Origin of the sequence: Maribellus comscasis, assembly GCF_009762775.1 — a bacterium.
In the GTDB taxonomy this organism is placed as follows: Bacteria; Bacteroidota; Bacteroidia; order Bacteroidales; family Prolixibacteraceae; genus Draconibacterium; species Draconibacterium comscasis.
In genome coordinates this window covers 6,313,867-6,330,473 of the sequence record NZ_CP046401.1, presented here as the reverse complement: position 1 = coordinate 6,330,473, position 16,607 = coordinate 6,313,867, and the positions used below count along the sequence as shown (strand labels likewise).

The 16,607-nt window shown below is 39.9% G+C and carries 13 protein-coding genes; 5 read left to right on the top strand and 8 right to left on the bottom strand.

The window, feature by feature from the left end:
- Positions 1 to 18: 18 nt before the first annotated feature.
- The gene (locus GM418_RS25515; RefSeq protein ID WP_158870231.1) at positions 19 to 1,239 is read left to right on the top strand and encodes an MFS transporter; all 1,221 of its coding nucleotides are present in this window, start codon (positions 19 to 21) and stop codon (positions 1,237 to 1,239) included.
- Positions 1,236 to 2,018, top strand: coding sequence for an MBL fold metallo-hydrolase (locus GM418_RS25510; protein ID WP_158870229.1), 783 nt, complete (start codon positions 1,236 to 1,238; stop codon positions 2,016 to 2,018). The genes GM418_RS25515 and GM418_RS25510 overlap by 4 nt, the downstream gene beginning before the upstream one ends.
- Here GM418_RS25510 and GM418_RS25505 read toward each other — a convergent pair.
- From GM418_RS25505 to GM418_RS25485, 5 genes are all read right to left on the bottom strand, one after another.
- Positions 2,015 to 5,128 (bottom strand): glycosyl hydrolase, encoded by a 3,114-nt coding sequence (locus GM418_RS25505; protein WP_158870227.1) that lies wholly within the window; start codon positions 5,126 to 5,128, stop codon positions 2,015 to 2,017. The two genes, GM418_RS25510 and GM418_RS25505, sit on opposite strands and share 4 nt — an antisense overlap.
- A gap of 161 nt (positions 5,129 to 5,289) precedes the next feature.
- Complete coding sequence (locus tag GM418_RS25500) at positions 5,290 to 6,669, bottom strand: hypothetical protein (RefSeq protein ID WP_158870225.1); 1,380 nt, start codon at positions 6,667 to 6,669, stop codon at positions 5,290 to 5,292.
- The gene (locus GM418_RS25495; protein ID WP_158870223.1) at positions 6,666 to 8,012 is read right to left on the bottom strand and encodes a sulfatase family protein; all 1,347 of its coding nucleotides are present in this window, start codon (positions 8,010 to 8,012) and stop codon (positions 6,666 to 6,668) included. Before GM418_RS25495 ends, GM418_RS25500 begins: the two co-directional genes overlap by 4 nt.
- A 1-nt stretch (position 8,013) precedes the next feature.
- Positions 8,014 to 9,444 carry a sulfatase gene (locus GM418_RS25490; protein WP_158870221.1) on the bottom strand — a complete coding sequence of 477 codons (1,431 nt, stop codon included), beginning with the start codon at positions 9,442 to 9,444 and terminating at the stop codon, positions 8,014 to 8,016.
- 11 nt (positions 9,445 to 9,455) lie between these two features.
- A complete protein-coding gene (locus tag GM418_RS25485; protein ID WP_158870219.1) occupies positions 9,456 to 10,319 on the bottom strand; it encodes an alpha/beta hydrolase in 864 nt (287 codons plus the stop codon).
- A 126-nt stretch (positions 10,320 to 10,445) separates the two neighbouring features.
- On the opposite strand from GM418_RS25485, the gene GM418_RS25480 reads away from it, so the two are divergent.
- Complete coding sequence (locus GM418_RS25480; RefSeq protein ID WP_158870217.1) at positions 10,446 to 12,017, top strand: GMC oxidoreductase; 1,572 nt, start codon at positions 10,446 to 10,448, stop codon at positions 12,015 to 12,017.
- A gap of 75 nt (positions 12,018 to 12,092) precedes the next feature.
- Here the strand turns inward: GM418_RS25480 and GM418_RS25475 are convergent, their stop codons facing one another.
- Together GM418_RS25475 and GM418_RS25470 are read right to left on the bottom strand one after the other, a co-directional pair.
- Positions 12,093 to 12,902, bottom strand: coding sequence for an AraC family transcriptional regulator (locus GM418_RS25475; RefSeq protein ID WP_158870215.1), 810 nt, complete (start codon positions 12,900 to 12,902; stop codon positions 12,093 to 12,095).
- Between the two features lie 85 nt (positions 12,903 to 12,987).
- Entirely contained in the window at positions 12,988 to 13,347 is a 360-nt protein-coding gene (locus GM418_RS25470) for a VOC family protein (protein ID WP_158870212.1), read from the bottom strand.
- 228 nt (positions 13,348 to 13,575) lie between these two features.
- Between GM418_RS25470 and GM418_RS25465 the strand changes: the two genes are divergently transcribed.
- Positions 13,576 to 14,052, top strand: a complete 477-nt coding sequence (locus GM418_RS25465; RefSeq protein WP_158870210.1) for a hypothetical protein — start codon at positions 13,576 to 13,578, stop codon at positions 14,050 to 14,052.
- 298 nt (positions 14,053 to 14,350) lie between these two features.
- Entirely contained in the window at positions 14,351 to 14,692 is a 342-nt protein-coding gene (locus tag GM418_RS25460; protein WP_158870208.1) for a hypothetical protein, read from the top strand.
- 269 nt (positions 14,693 to 14,961) lie between these two features.
- Here GM418_RS25460 and GM418_RS25455 read toward each other — a convergent pair whose 3' ends face one another.
- Positions 14,962 to 16,524 carry an SUMF1/EgtB/PvdO family nonheme iron enzyme gene (locus GM418_RS25455; protein WP_158870206.1) on the bottom strand — a complete coding sequence of 521 codons (1,563 nt, stop codon included), beginning with the start codon at positions 16,522 to 16,524 and terminating at the stop codon, positions 14,962 to 14,964.
- Positions 16,525 to 16,607: the final 83 nt, after the last annotated feature.

Genomic DNA, 16,607 nt, shown 5'->3' with positions numbered 1-16,607 from the left:
ACTCTGCTGCGTTAAACAATGGCTTTAACAGAAAAAATATCTACCCATAATTTCAAAGCTTTTTTGTGGCACGCTACTTTTCTGGCGTTTGCCAAAAATTTTATGGATGTGGATACAATTATTCCGGCCATGCTGGTAGAAGCAGGTGGAAGCGCATTTCATATCGGGCTGATGACTGCAATTATGCTGGGAGGCTCCAGTTTTACCCAATTATTTTTTGCCCCGTATTTAAGTAACAAAACCTATAAAAGAAAACATCTTTTGTTAGGAATTAACACACGGATTTTTTCGCTCATCGGGCTTGGCATTTTATTATTTCTTTTAACCGGGGAACAAACCGGATACGTTATTTGGCTGGCCTTTGTATTTATCGCTCTTTTTTCTCTGGCCGGTGCATTTGCCAACATAAGTTATACCGATATTTTAGGAAAATCAGTCAACCAGGAAAAACGAAAATCATTTTTCTCATCCCTTCAAATTATTTCAGGAATCATCGTTTTGATCTCTGCTTTTTTTGTAAAAAAGGTATTGGTTTGGAAAGCGTTCCCGGTAAATTATGCACTGATGTTTTTTATTGGCGGCGGACTTTTGCTTATAGCTTCCGGAGGATTCTGGAGTATAAAAGAAGTGGTTCCTTCTGCCATGAAGATATCCGGGATAAAAGAGTTTTTTCAGGTATTAAAACGGGAATTGCATGAAAATAAAAAGCTCGTCTATTTTCTGGGATTTATCAACACACAGGGGATTGCCATTTCCTTTCTTCCATTTGTGATTTTATATGCCAAAGAAATTTTTAAAGCCCAAAGTAATGATACTGGTATTTTCCTGATTTTCAAAGTTATTGGGATTGTTTTTGTGAGCCTGCTGGTTTTGCTGGGCGCCAAAAAATTAAAATACAATGTGCTTTTATACAGCAACGTAATTTTGTCGTTGATTTTGGCAGCCACTGCCTTTTTTATAAAAGATGCCTCGATGATTAAATACGTTTTTATCATCGGAGGTATTGTTTATTCCTTGTATACAATGAGTATGAGCGGCCTTTTACTTGAAGTATCGGGAAATGAAAACCGCGCATTATATACGGGATTTGCCGGCGCAGGAAATATTCTTCCGGCTTTGTTTCCACTTTTGGGAGGTGCCGTAATCAGCCACATGGGATTTCGGTCGTTTTTTATTTTGTTTATGATAATTATTGCATCCTCCGCCTTTTTCATCTTTAAAATTGATTGTAAAAAATGAAACTCACCGTACTTACCGAAAATGTTGCCGGCGGTTCTTTTCTCGCAGAACATGGAATCTCCTACCTCCTTGAAATTGACGGGGAAAAAATATTATGGGATACCGGTCATTCAGATGTGTTTCTGAAAAACGCTGAAAAGCTGGGTATAAATATTCATTCAGAAATAAAAAAAGTGGTTTTAAGCCACGGCCACTGGGATCATGTTGATGGTTTGCAACATTTGGAAAACAAAATACTTATTACACATCCTTCGTCCTTTATCAACCGCTTTCGAAAAACAGACCACTCCCCTGTTGGATTTACATTCACCAGGGAAAAAATTACGGAGAAATTTGAGTTGATAGAAACGACATCTCCGCTAAAAATCACTGAGAATCTCTGGTTTCTGGGTGAAATTCCGCGGGAAAATGATTTTGAATCGCAAACCACTTCTTTTAAGGACGAATTTGGAAACGACGATTTTATTCCAGATGATTCTGCTTTGGCAGCAGTAATTAACAACAAGCTGCTTGTAATAACAGGTTGTTCCCATTCCGGAATTTGCAACATTGTGGAATATGCAAAAAAAGTCACAGGCATTTCGTCGGTCGATACCGTTATCGGTGGTTTTCATTTAAAACACAACAACCTGCAAACACAAAAAACGATTGAATATTTCAAAAAAAATGCAGTAAAAAATGTCTGTCCTTCTCACTGCACTGATTTGCCGGCGTTGGCTGCTTTTTTTGAAAATTTTAAATTTCAGCAGGTAAAAACCGGTATGATATTTATCTTTTAATAATCAATTTCTTTTTCTGCATATTTATAAATTTCAAAGTCCTCCATCAAACCATAATTTAACAGATCATATTCATTTCCGGAAGGCTGAACTTCAGGCGCAGTTTTAAAACTCCACGGTGTAACCAGGCCCGGAGTAGTGAAGTTATGGTGCGGGCCAAATGTATTTTTATTGCTACCTGTAATTTTCACTTTAATATTGTGAATTCCATACGGCACGGTAACTTTCATTTTATAAGGTTTTTTATACAAAATACCCTGATGATCCTCATCCACCAATATCTCGGCAACGGTTCCTTCCCAGGCATTTAACTCCACCAAAAAATCGGTTTCCAGTTTTAACTGAACCTTTTTTGAATAGGCTATGGTTTGCCCGTAAAAAGGCATTCCCTGGTTTTTCCACTGGCCTAACTTCAATTCCAGAGAATTCTCTAGCACCCAACCGTTGCTGGTAGGAACAACAGCAAAATCGCCCAGTAAATAAACCGGTTCCAGTTCACAATAAACAGAAAAAGGAGAAGCCGTTAAAACCACTTCATTTCGACCCACCTGAATCAAATTACCGATTTCAAATAAACGGAAATCTTTATCCATCCAGTTTTTGTCTTCCAGTTCTGTTACCGGTTTTCCATTGATCAAAATTTTATACAACCAGGGCTGTTCCACCACAAGCTGAATTTTCTTTGATGAAAAGGCTGAATCAACAGTAAAAGGATAACAAACTGTAAATCCGCTGCCTGCGCCAAAAGTATCGGCATCAACCAGTTCTGTTTTAAACTGACTTGACGAAACCCATGGATTATCAGGGTAACCGTGATGTTGCCATATTTTGTTGGCCGCTTCGTAAAAATACATCGGTTCGGCGTCAAAAGTATCCAGAGTTAGTTCCACATAATCGATGTTCAGTATATTTTGTGTCACCGGTTTTATGGTCATTTCCCCTGCGTCGTAAAGTTCCATTTCCCGTTCCTCTTTTGGTTCAGGGCTTTTTTTACCTGACTTTGAAATAAAAAACAAACGGCTTCCGGCAGGAGGCAGAGTCGCTGAAAAATGTACATTACCGCCTTCGCGTTCAAAAATATAATTTTCTGTTTTTCCGTTTTCCGTATGTAAACAAACGACACCTTTTCCTTTCATTTTCAAATTGACTTCCGCTGTTTCGTTTTTATCAAAATTGGAAATAAAAAGCAGCTGTCCGTCTTTTAATTCTCTTCGCTGATGAAAAACCTTTCCGGCGATCGAATCCGGATGCTCAAATTGAATATTTTCATTTTTTGCCAGATCCGCAAAAAAGGAAAGATTCAGGGACTTTACATTTTTCCAGTTTTCATTCTTTTGCAGATCATCAAAAGAAGCCTTTTCTCCGTCAACAAACTGAAGATTCCCCAATTGAATGATTTCTCCTCCATTTTTGGCAAATTCCTGCAACAGGTGAAAAGTTGATTTATCCAAATTCTCCAGTCCTGGTGGTAAAATAACGATTTCGTATTCTGCCTGATTAATCACAAAATTGTTACCCACTATTTCACCATGGCGGTTGATAATGTCTTCGCACCCCAAATCGTATTCCACCTGCCAGCGCTCCAATTGGTCCAAAAAGGGCTCAAATTTTGTTTTTATCTCCTGCAATTTGTTATTCTCTCCCTGCGGATTGTAATACATCCAGGCTGTGGTGGTTGGCTCAATCACTACTATTTTATTGTTTTGAACACCAGAGGAAAGTGCCACTGACAAACGGGCAAAATAATCAGCGAGATATTTGTACACACCCCAGTAAGGACTGTGTGTTCCAAAGGACTGCGGAAAATCGTGCTTTCTGTCGCCCACCAAAGAGACGTATGCAAGATGCTGATTCATAAAATTGACTCCCAAAACATACTCCCAGTCCCCCAAACGTTTCATATCAAAGAAAGTCAATTCCCACCCTGCAGCGCCATATGTTTCGCTTAATGTGCGGTGCCGGCCAAACTGATTAGCCACCGATGAAAGCTCTTTTACATTTCGAACATTCCCAAACTGGTCCGGACGAAGTTCTTCTGCATTAAAAAGCATGTCAATTGCGGGTTGCTGATGCCAGGCATACATCGCCATGTTATCCGGTCCTTCCTGCGGACTTGGCCAGCCATGTTCCCAGTAGTGCCCGGTCCAGGCCAGATTATTTTCTTCGGTGTATTTGTACCAGGGTTTCGACCAGCGATCGATAAACAACTGTAAAATAACAGATTGATAATCGTGTCTCACTTTTTTCCAGTCACCGGTTTCTGTTATCAGCGACATCAAATGAGGCTCCAGTTTATATCCCCATCGTTTTTCAAATTGCTCATATAAATCAGGTGTGTACCGGATTGTTCCATGGCTTCGGGTGTTTGTATTTGGTTCATCGGTAAAAATGCCGGGGACACGTTTTCCAAATTCCCTGCCAAGGGTTTGCTCATAGCCCGGCATGGTTATCTCGATAAACTTTTCAGTAACACCCGGTTTCAACAAATCAACATAAGAATAGCCGCCAAACCACTTTGATTTTTCATAATCTTCCAAAATCAAAACACAATACTCCCCTTCCCTGCCTTTCTCATTGCCGCTTATTTCTGTTATTTCCTTCCATAGGCTCGCTTCTTTCTTAAATACATGTTTCACCCTGGCATTTTCAGGAAGCTCCAATACATCCATAAAATGAGACTTTAGCCGAATCCCTTCACTGTTTGATTCGGGCATTTCAGCCGCAACATGCCCACCGGCAAAACCACTTGGAAATGAATTTTCATCATAAATCCAGATTTTTAAATCCAATTCCCCGGCTTTTTGAAGCGAATACTCCACCAACTCCCACCATTCTTCCGACAAGTACTCTGTAATTAATCCATAGCGCGGGTGAATAAAAACACCGCCAAGCCCTTTATTTTTATATTCTTCCAGTGTTTTATCAATATCCTGTTTTGTTATTTTTGAATTCCATACCCAAAAGGGAGCGGTTCGATATCCGGCAGATGGATTCTGAAACTCCTTTTTCATCTTTCGGAAGCTGTTAATTTTCTCCGGTTCTTTATTGTTCTCTTTTCCACAAGACAACAAAATGGTAATCAGGATAAAAACAGGTAAAATCTTTTTCATTTAAAATATTTTATTCTTTATCGAATGGCCGTAATACTCCAAAAAAATGTCATGCTATATTGTTTCATGGTCTTTTTGAAAAGATAGTGAAACAGGTTAAGCAAAATGTGCAAAAAAGAATATATACAATGCCAACATTCTCAATCTTTTTAAACTAAAATCTAATTAACTTTTTGAAACACAATTTCACTTAAGCCAGCTACTTTCCGGTTTGAAGAGTCGACATGTATCCGAACGCTTAATTTTCCATCGTTCACTTTTACCACACGTTCATTTGTCCATTTGTATTCTCCTGCATCAAGGTCAAATGTTCCGGCTTCGATCGCTTCAAGTTCCACTTTTTGCCACGACGGAAACTCCAAATCACCTACTTTTGCACGAATACGATAGGTTCCGTTACTTACACTAATTTCATAATCGTAGTTGTTTTCAGGATTCTTTTTTTCCGCCGGACTTCCCGCGAACAACACTTTATTTAGTCTGGCATTACTCTCGTCACCATTGCAAATACAATCAACACGCTGGCTTATATTCCAGTGGTCAAAAAGCCAACCTTTGCCAATGTAATTTTCGTAGGAATGAATATTGGTTTTATTTTCATCGGAAGCTTTTCCATTTTTTCCAAACACAATTCTTCCTTTTGAATAATTCTTATTTAAACTAAACGTCTGATTGTAATACAGCAGAAAAAGCTGCGGAAAAAAATTAACTGCATTGTTAAACCGTTCTGCGTATTGCGGAACGTCGGTTGAATTTACTACCGACAGTTGCAAAAATCCATCATTTTCATCTCCCCAAACTGTTCCCAGAATTTCTCCCTGAATAATTTTATGACCTTTTCTGATTTCAAGACTTTTGGCAAGAAGACCTTCATAAACATAAAAAATTTGTGGCGTCGATTCACTTCTTAGCAATACACAGGCTGCCTTCTCATTTCCAGCCTCATATTCTTCAATCCATTCCACTTCTGAATTCTCCAAAGCTACAATCCAGTGCTTTTCCAGTCCGCGCGCATCGCTTAAATCCAGATCGATACCCTCGTGCGAACGATAATATTTTTCACCGTCTTTATTGTCTTCACCCATATAGGCAAACATATATCCATCAACTTCGGTATTCCAGATAAAACCATCGTTAAAGTTCACCGGAAATGAATATTTATATGGATTGAGTAAAGGCTCCTGATAGTCGGAAACACAAATCAGAGCATCTTTGGTCAGGAGTCCGTGAACCAAAGAGTCTGAAGTTATCGACTTTACATTTTTATTGTCGGCCACAAAAAAACGCAAGCCATTGGATAAAACAGGCAGGGTTCTCCGGCTGACTTTTATACAAATGGTATCTTCCCCTACTTTGATATGGTTGTAATGGTTCTCAATCCGCAAAAGCTTTATATTAACCCTGTTAAAGGTACAACTATCGCCTTCATTTAAATTAAAATAATGTGCATTTCCCCAGCTGAAATCAGGGATTGTATCCTGTGCCATTCCCCGCGGCAAAAGCGAAAGCAATAAATAAAATATGATAATCAGTTTTTTCAATACGTAATATTAAAAGTTGTATCGTTTAAAACGAAAGGAATTTCATTTTCTTTTTCAAGGAGGATTTTTTCAAATCTGTTTTTCAAATCCCGCTCTTCCCGGGTGATACCCAGAAGCGGATTTTTTTCCAATGTGTCAAGCGATGTATTAAAAAAACGTCCGTCCTTATACAATTTATAGGTGCCATCCATTACCCAGCGGTCGTGGCTAAAAGTTCCCCAACGTGGCGAATAGTGAATAAAAATTTCATTTTGTTTCTCCGTGTCCTCTCCGGTAAGGAGCGAATAAAAACTTTCTCCGTCGGTTTTATATTTTGAAGGCTCCACGCCGGCAGCATCACAAAAAGTTGGTAAAAAATCGGCAAAGGAGATGATATTACCAACGGTACCGTTTCCCTTCGTTTTTTCAGGCCAGGAAACAATCAGCGGGACATGATTTCCGGTGTTTACTGAAAGCCCTTTTCCTCCTTTTACGGTTGCATAGCTGGTTTCTGAAATTACTGCCCTGTTGGTTCCGTTATCCGCCGTAAAGATAAACAGCGTGTTGTCCCAAATTCCTTTTTCTTTGAGTTTTGATTCTATTTGAAGTACAATTTTGTCGGTAAAATTCATCATGTCTGCATAGTAGGCTGTATCCTTTTCATAGCGCCGGCCGGGGTCGCTCCATTCCGGAGAGTCGGGAGTGGGCACAAAAGGATCATGCACCAGTACCATCGGATAATAAATAAAAAAAGGCGCTTTTGCTTTCCTGTCAATAAAATCACAAACAAAATCTGCAAATACCTGTGGGCCGTAGCAGGCAGTGACATCACACGACAAATCCACTCCGTTTTGTGTTATCAGGGCATTTGCATAGCGCTCCCCCTCCGCACGCGTATGATTTAACTGCCACAAACAATACTCGTCAAAGCCAAAATGGTTGGGCCGGGTTATATCCTGATTCCCCGGATTATTTCGGTTTAGTCCGTTCAGTTGCCACTTCCCGGCAATACAGGTAGAATAACCGGCTTTTTTTAATATATTTCCAAAAGTTATCTGGTTGGGATTTAAATAACCAAAATCTTCATAATTCCGATAGTTGTATTTCCCTGTCATAATTTTTACTCTCGATGGCGTACACAAGGGTTGTGAATAACAATTTTCGAAACGAATCCCATTGGTCGCCAGACGATCAAGTGCCGGAGTTTTGTACTCAGTGCTTCCATTGCATCCCAAACATTCATATCCCATGTCATCTGCCATAATCAGTACAATATTGGGCAATTTCTCCTTTTCTTTTTTACAGGAAGAAAAAACAAAAGACAAAACAAACAACAGGATATAAAACGGATGATACGTTTTCATTCTACGGGATAATTATTTCATCGCGTTTTGCAATGTGTTTTTTTATTTTTTCGGAGAGTTGCTGAACCAGTGTTTTATTCTCCTTATTTTCTGAAATATTTACCGTTTCTTCAGCATCTGTCGTCAAATCATAAAGCATACGGTCGCTCACTTTGCCTGAATCATCAAACCATTCGGTATAGGTATGGGTTTGCGTAACAAGAGTTTCTCCTTTAATCCAGCGACAATAGACTTCCTCTTTCCAGGGCTGATCCGGGTTCTTCATCAGGGGAACAAAACTTTTTCCCTGCAGATGAAACGGTTTTTCCAAACCTGCCAGTTCACACAATGATGGATAGATATCAACATATTCCACCAATGCATCTGTTTTTATATTTTGCTTTTTGTCCGGCGCTCTTACAATAACCGGAGTATGCAGTACTTTTTCAAAATTACAATGTTTACACCACAGGCCGTGTTCGCCCAGATGCCAGCCATGATCGCCCCACAAGATAACAATGGTATTTTCGGCAAGACCCAGATTTTCCAGTTCATCCAGGACTTTTCCAATTTGAGCATCGGTATAACTCACACAGGCATAATAACCGTGAATAAGCTTTCGCATAAATTCTTCCTCCATCGACCCCTGATCCGGAACATCGGTATAATTTCGCAACTCTCCAAAATTATGCATACAGACATCCGGTGCATTTTCAGGTTTTTGCATGTACTCCGGTAATTTTATATTATCAAAATCATACAACTCCCAGTATTTTTTTGGCGCATTAAAAGGAAGATGTGGTTTTAGAAATCCCACTGCCAGAAAAAAAGGTTCCTTTTTCTTCTCCAGTTCATTTAACTGACGGATGGCCTCTTCGGCAATCATTCCATCCGGATAAATATGGTCGGGTGCATCCGGACTTTCAAACGACGGACCGTTAATTCCGCTTCCGTTGGGGCGTGGTTTAATTTGTTTATGCGACTCCGGCAATACATAGGCTTGCCAGCCCTGCCAGTCGCCTTCGGGAAACCACGGTGTTTCCGACCAGCTTCCTTTTCCGTCGGTAATATGATGATAAATTTTCCCAAGAGAAACCGTGTAATACCCGTTGTTTTTAAAATGCATCGGCAGACCTACCACACCCGGAACATCCTGATCCTGCCAGCAGCTATAATTCAAAAAACGCTGCCTGTTGGGGCGAATCCCCGATAATATGCTTGCACGTGAGGCACCGCAAACCGGGATATTACAATAAGACCGGTTAAACATTAATCCTGATTCGGCCAATTTATCAATGTTGGGTGATTGAATCTGTGTTTGCCCGTAACATCCTAATTCAGGACGAAGATCATCGACAGCAATAAAAAGTACATTGGGCTTTTGAGCATTTTGCGCCAATGAAAAGAAAACAATAAAAACAAACAGAAAAATAGCTCCGATTTTCAGTTTCATAGTTTTGTTTGTTACCGGTGAAAAGTTTTTGAAATAAATACCAGCCCGTCAAATAATCCGGTACGCCAGTAGCCCCATTCATGTCCGCCGTTTCGTACACGGTACTCGTGGGGAATACCCAAATCTCTCATTTTGACATGCAGCGCAGCATTTCCTTTGTACAAAAAATCGTCGTCGCCACAATCAATATAAAAGCGTACGGACTTCAATCTTTCAGCATCCACTGATTCAGCCAGGTAAAGCGGACTATTGGCTTTCCAGTGTTCGCCCAAATCATCTTTCTTTTTCGGACCGTAAATGCTCCCAAAATACCGGTCATACTGGTCTCTTCCCAGCATCTCTTCATCAGTGAAAGTTCCTGAACTCATGGCCACACAGTTTGAAAATAAGTCGGTGTGACGCATTGCCAGTTTTAAGGCTCCGTATCCTCCCATTGACAGCCCTGCAACGGCACGAAACTCCTTTTTAGGGCGAATACGGTATTCCTTTTCAATAAACGGAATAAATTCCTGAATAAACATGTCTTCCCAGGGATCTTTTCCATCAACACTGTTGCAATACCAGGTCACTTTTCCATCGGGCATTACAATAATACAGGGAGGAAAATCACCATTTTCTATTCCCTGGTCAGCAATACGGTTGGCCTCCCCAAACTGAATCCAGCCTGTTTCATCGTCGGAATATCCGTGCAGCAAATACAAAACCGGGTAACTTCTTTCTGAAGTTTCATAATCAGGTGGGAGGTATATGGAATACTCCACCGGGTAATCGACCAGGTTACTTTTAAACTGAAGTGATTCTATTACTTTCCCACTCTGGGCTCCGGAAGTAACAACGTAAAACAAGACAACAACAGATAATAAGATTTTCTTCATGATTCAGGTTATTTGTTCGTTTAAACAAAGCTATTAAATCTCTGGAAAATGTCATACTTCTAATGAAAATTAGCAAAGAATTTAATCACTATTTTTTGTAAGTTTAGTGGCTGTAAAGCCCGGCTTGTGAAAAAGAAATACGATTACATTGTCATTGGGTCCGGTTTTGGAGGAAGTGTTTCTTCATTGCGGCTCGCCGAAAAAGGATACTCGGTTTTAACCATCGAGAAAGGGAAACGTTTTCTCCCTGACGATTTTCCAAAAACCAACTGGGATTTAAAAAAATATTTGTGGCTGCCGCAACTTGGTTTCCTGGGACTTCAAAAACTGGACATATACAAACATGCCTTTATTCTGAGTGGAACGGGTGTTGGAGGGGGCAGCCTGGTCTATGCAAACACCTTAATGTATCCGCATGATGATTTTTTCAGGAATAAACAGTGGGCAGCTTTTAACGACTGGAAAAAAGAGTTGGCTCCGTTTTACGACAAAGCCGGTTTTATGCTCGGGCGCACCAAGTTTGACAAACAAAATGCCGAAGACAAAATTCTGCATGATGTTGCCAAAGATTTAGGTAAGGAAGACTCATTCGACAATGTATATGTGGCTGTTTATTTTAACGAAGACGACAGGCCACAGGACCCGTATTTTAACGGAGAAGGCCCTTTGAGAAAACCGTGTACCAACTGTGCGGGCTGTATGGTGGGATGCCGGGAAAATGCTAAAAATACACTTGACAAAAATTATCTTTGGTTTGCAGAGAAAAAGGGTGTTGATATTCTTTCGGAAACCAATGTATGGAAGATTGAATTTGTAAACGGAGAATATCTGGTTTATACCCAAAAAACGGCAGGAATTTTTCCCTCAAAAAGCCGGATTTTCCATTCCAAAGGACTTATTGTTTCAGGCGGAGTTCTGGGAACATTAAAATTGCTGCTTAACCAAAAACATATATACAAAACGCTACCCGATCTTTCTGACAAACTAGGCGAATCTGTACGCACCAATTCGGAAACAATTTGCACCGCTACGCTTTCCGACCGCAAACTAAACAACAGCATTGCCATCAGTTCCATATTTAAACCCGATAAAGATACTTCGGTTGAAATTGTCAAATACCCGAACAAATCAAATGTAATGCGGAGTTTACTTTCCATTGCAACCGATAAACAGGGTTCAAACCTAGCACGGGTGTTTCATTTTTTGGGAAAAATAGTTTCGCGGCCGGGTTTGTTTTTTAAAATGTTCTTTAACCGCCATTGGGCAGAAAACACCATTATTTTTTTGGTGATGCAGACAGTGGACACTAAAATGCGTTTTGTTTTGAAAAAATGGCCTTTCCGTAAAAAACTGACATTACAAAACAACGGAGAAGAAAACGTACAGGCCTACCTGCCGGTTGGACAGGACATTATGCACCGCTACGCAAAAAAAGCGAATGCACATTCGCAAAACTCAGCTGCGGAAATTCTGATGAATGTCCCGTCAACTGCACATATTCTTGGTGGTGTTCCAATGGGAACCTGTGCCAAAAACGGAGTTATCAATTCAGATTTTGCTGTGCACAACTACCCCAATATGTTTATTCTGGACGGTTCAGTGGTTCAGGGAAATCCCGGAGTAAATCCGAGTTTTACGATTACAGCACTGGCAGAATATGCCATGAGTAAAGTATCGGAAAAACCAGTAAGTAAATAAACAGCTGATTTTGAAGCTGTTTGTTAGCTCATGCCAGCGAAAACAAACTGTGCAGCAACGGGAAAACGAAATCAGCTACTGAAAATAGTCTGAATACGGTTCACATTCATTGAAATACTGCTTGGGTGTCATCCCGGTTAGTTTTTGAAAGTCATTTATCATATGCGATTGGTCATAGTATCCGCAACTATATGTCAGGTCGGTTAAATTTGCAGATTTATTCCGGGATTTTTTATCAATGGAACTCTGAAAACGAATGGTTTTTAAAAACTGTTTAGGAGAAGTTCCGACATAATATAAAAAAGTCCTTTCAAATTGTTTGCGGCTCAAACAGGCTTCTGACGCAAGAAAATCGACATGAACCACAGCCCGCTTTTGATTGATTAAATTAACGCAGTGGTCAATCCGTTTATATTCATATTTTGCAGCACTTTTTTTCAGAATCTTTAAAAGATAATTCTCGATAATTTTTATTCGCTCTGAAAACGAACCAGCTTCAAATAGTTTTGACTCAAGTTCTACTGCATCATGTTTAAACAGGTACCTGAGCGGAACGTGGTGATTGTAAAGCTCATTTAAGGGAATATCGAAAAACATACGCAAACCCTGTGGTTTAAACAATATTGAAAACACGGATAATTTCCCCGAAACATTAATGTCATAAAATCCCCGCATGTGCCCGCTTACAAGTGCATTTTCATTGATCGACCGGGCAGTATCGGTTGCAACCGGCCTGTCACCCAGATAGAAAATAAGTTCCGGCAACCCGTTGGGCACAATCCGTTGCGTATGCTGCACAAAACCGGGAAAGCAGTTTTCAATCGCCCAGTAATGTTTTATGAACTTCGACAACAACACCGAGGGTTTAGCAATACTGTACTCCATGTTCTTTTAATATGAGTGCAAATTTAAAAAATGAAAACAAGATTATGGTCTGACAACAGGTAAACCATAATCTCATTTTTTTTAGTTATTCATCGCCATACAAACCGGCCTTGTTTCCTTCGCTATCAATAAATAAGGCAAAATACCCTCGTCCTTCGGCTTCAATTTTGGTTTTAGTCTGTACAATTGTCCCGTTATTTTCCTTTACTCTTTTAATGGCTCCATCCAAATCCTTTTCAAGGTTAAAACTCACCAATGCCCCGTCTTTGCCGGGATTAAAACCGGGGGTCAATGAAATTGCACCTTCTCCGTTGGGGAAACATGCCATTTTTTCAAAACCGCAGTCAATCACCTGCAGGTCAGTTTTTAATACAGAACGATAAAATTCTACAGCTCTCTCAAAATCTGTTGCCGGGATTTCTACCCAGGAAATTAATTTTCTCATTGTCTTTTCTCTTTTGTTTAAATTTTATACCACCACAAAACTATTGTCTGTCCTCTTGCTAAAATTGGAAATTTGCGACATTCTTAACGGGTGTTGTATCCAATCTTTACATCAAAAGCTGGTAAATGAGTGACTAATAGGGAGTGGCAATAACCACCACCACTCAACACCTTGCTTTTCAGCCGCTTATTTCGTAACTTATTGTTTCAAACCAATGAATCAACTATCATGAAAAATTCCCTGTTTTTGATAGTGCTGACCATCCTTTTTAATTCCTGTACAACCATTACGAAACTGAGTAACGAAGCCATTCATTTTGCCATTGTCGGACAAAATGAAATAGTCGTTTATAAAAGACTGGGGGTACCGGCAAAGGTCATTCAAACTCCCGACGGAGGCAGGAAACTAATTTATGAATTACACAGCAGGGGTACGCCGGCTACGCTGAATAAATCGAAGCTTACATTTAATTACTCCGGCGATATGGGCACCCCGGAACCACATCTCAGCTGGAAATATTCAAGTGTAAATACGGAAACCAATTCGCCGGAATATACCATTTATTCCGGCGATACATCAGTACTGGAAGTGTTTCTAAACAGCGCTGGAGAATGTGTAAGATTTCTGCACAATTTGAATAGATCGCAGCTGGAACAATTCTATGAAAGTTTCAAAAAATATGTTCCCAAAGACGACTTACTCTAAAATCAACCGTCATGAAAAACCTTCTTATTTTACTGTCCTGTTTAATTCCGTTTACAGTGTTTTCACAAATTCAGGTAGCCAAGTTATTTACGCTTTGCGGAACAGGCAAGGGTAATACCAGTGTTTTTTAGTTTTAAAATACCCCCCGTCCTGCGGACACTCCCCCTTAACCAAGTGGAGGAACAATGTAAAAATACCTGTCTTGTACTAAAAATAGCCTGACAAATTTATACTTAACAACAACGACACGAACGCTTTTAACCTTCTTTTTAATACCGATGGACTGGAAATGAATATCATGACAAATACCACCGCACGCAACCTGGTTTTTGATAAAAGAAAAACAGAACAAATGCTGAAAGGGAAAAAGGGGGTTTGGGATGCTTTGGTTGACCGGTGGGACTATCACGTAAGCGTAATGACCTGGGACCCTCCGGTGCCTGCTGACAAACAATGGATTATGTGGGACGTTGCCATTATTGAAGCTTTCTTACATCCGGAAATGGTGAAAGCGGAAACTGTTTATCCCCTTAAAAATAAACCGCAAAGAAAAATAACGGTGTATACAAGACTGGATGCAGAGGCCATGAAAAATGATTACTGGAAGAGTATTCAAACCTATATGAATATGGAAAAATAGGATTTTATAGTAATGTGCTTCACTTTTTTTCTTCGTTTTCTTCCATTTTGACAAAGTCAGATCTGCCGGGGATTTTTTAAATCTATAAGTTACTGACATTAAGCGCTCCTGTGAGATTTACTCCTGTTGCCGGCGAGGATATAAAATTGTATGACATTATACAATTTTTCCGATTCTGCAGGGCCTGGTAACACGCCCATCAGCAATTTTTTTTAACCAGCCCACTTTCGGGACCAACCTATAATTCCCTAAAATAGCTTGACAGATTTTTACTTAATTTCCGGTATTTCAGAAGTGGTAGATTTGTTTCCCGTATTTTCATCGTATTCACAAACAACTCGAAAACCCACAAAATTGCAATCAGAAAGCCACCAAATACTTTTCGGCATTTGCGGATCGGTTTTCATCCAGGCAACACTTTCAGTATGCGCACGTGCCGCACTTCTAACTTCTCCTATAGAGCTTTTAAATGAACCACCACGAATTACATGTTCCTCACCTGATACAGGCCCTTTGGGGTCAGTTTCACCATTTTTAAGTTTGGTGTAGGCATCTTCTGTATACCAATCCGCTGTGTATTCTGCAACATTACCCAGCATATTTTTTAAGCCAAATGGGTTGAACTTTACTCCTCCTGGCTCTGCCGAACGCAATCCACTGTTTTTATCGTAAACTACATAGGCATTAATGACCTCACTTCCTTTTCCAAACAATTTTCTGATAAAACCTTGCCCACCAAAATCTTTAGGATCGCCTTCGAAAAAGAATGGGGTTTCGGTACCGCCCCGGGCAGCGTATTCCCATTCAGCTTCAGTTGGTAAACGGTAAGTTTTTCCGGTAACTTGTGACAACCATTTGCAAAATGTTTCGGATGAATGATAGCTCATGGTAATTGCCGGACGGCTTCCTACTCCCCAGTTTTGATCTGGTTGCATATATGGTGGTGTAGGACCGGAAATTGCATCAACATCTTTTTCGGTACGTCTTCCTTCGGTGTCTGTCGTTCTTCCTTCGGCCGCTGTGGCACTACAAAAAGCGAGGTATGCATCCCAGGTTAATTCTACTTCGGCCATAAAAAACGGACTGATATTAATTTGCTTTTGAGGGCCTTCATCTGCTTTCCTGAACTGTTCACCGTCAGGACTCCCTATTATAAAACTTCCACCCGGAATTGCTTTCATAGTCAACTCAACAGCAGTTCCCGGAATAGTCTCGGTGAAATCTTCAAGCGAAGTAACAACTGCTGCTTCGGTAAATTTTTCCATATTTTCATTTCCCACACTCCCAAAGTCAACATTTTTGCCATGTAAAGCATTTGGATTGTAATGCCCAACATATAAGTGACAGTTTATACAACGTAACTCCTCCTCATTTTGAGAATAATATAAATGTGCCTCCTGTCCTTCTTTTATTAAAGTCAGCGGGAAAAGGTTCTGGTGACAATTCACACACGATTCTTTGAAAACAAAATGTTGTGCCTGTTCCAATGTAGATTTTGCATCCCAGTTAAATTCGGTACTGTCTTTAAAAATGTAACCATACAAATCTTTGGCCGATGCTTTAATCTTTTCTTTCAGAAATTTCCGTCCTTTGGGTGGAAGGTGGCAATCAACACAGCTAATTTTAATTCCTACACGGGTGTCGTAATGCACCGAAAGTTTCCATGATTCAGTAACATGAGGATGAACGTGGCACATTTCACACGATTCGTTTGTTGATGTTGCTTTAACAACTTTATGTGAAAAAACAAAAGCTGCTATCCCCAACACAAAGCCTACAAGTATAACCAGTAACAGCCTTTTATATAGGTAGTCTCTGAATTTTTCGAGCATAATTTATTATTTAAGTAAATTGACTTAGGTTTCGTTTCTACAAAAAATATAATTGGAATTCCAATTGTTATACATCATAATTA

What these genes read in the sequence shown, in the direction of transcription:
- GM418_RS25515 (WP_158870231.1), top strand. Translation starts at nt 19, where the DNA reads ATGGCTTTAACAGAAAAAATATCTACCCATAATTTCAAAGCTTTTTTG.
- GM418_RS25510 (WP_158870229.1), top strand. Translation starts at nt 1,236, where the DNA reads ATGAAACTCACCGTACTTACCGAAAATGTTGCCGGCGGTTCTTTTCTC.
- GM418_RS25505 (WP_158870227.1), bottom strand. Translation starts at nt 5,128, where the DNA reads ATGAAAAAGATTTTACCTGTTTTTATCCTGATTACCATTTTGTTGTCT.
- GM418_RS25495 (WP_158870223.1), bottom strand. Translation starts at nt 8,012, where the DNA reads ATGAAAACGTATCATCCGTTTTATATCCTGTTGTTTGTTTTGTCTTTT.
- GM418_RS25490 (WP_158870221.1), bottom strand. Translation starts at nt 9,444, where the DNA reads ATGAAACTGAAAATCGGAGCTATTTTTCTGTTTGTTTTTATTGTTTTC.
- GM418_RS25485 (WP_158870219.1), bottom strand. Translation starts at nt 10,319, where the DNA reads ATGAAGAAAATCTTATTATCTGTTGTTGTCTTGTTTTACGTTGTTACT.
- GM418_RS25475 (WP_158870215.1), bottom strand. Translation starts at nt 12,902, where the DNA reads ATGGAGTACAGTATTGCTAAACCCTCGGTGTTGTTGTCGAAGTTCATA.
- GM418_RS25470 (WP_158870212.1), bottom strand. Translation starts at nt 13,347, where the DNA reads ATGAGAAAATTAATTTCCTGGGTAGAAATCCCGGCAACAGATTTTGAG.
- GM418_RS25465 (WP_158870210.1), top strand. Translation starts at nt 13,576, where the DNA reads ATGAAAAATTCCCTGTTTTTGATAGTGCTGACCATCCTTTTTAATTCC.
- GM418_RS25460 (WP_158870208.1), top strand. Translation starts at nt 14,351, where the DNA reads ATGACAAATACCACCGCACGCAACCTGGTTTTTGATAAAAGAAAAACA.
- GM418_RS25455 (WP_158870206.1), bottom strand. Translation starts at nt 16,524, where the DNA reads ATGCTCGAAAAATTCAGAGACTACCTATATAAAAGGCTGTTACTGGTT.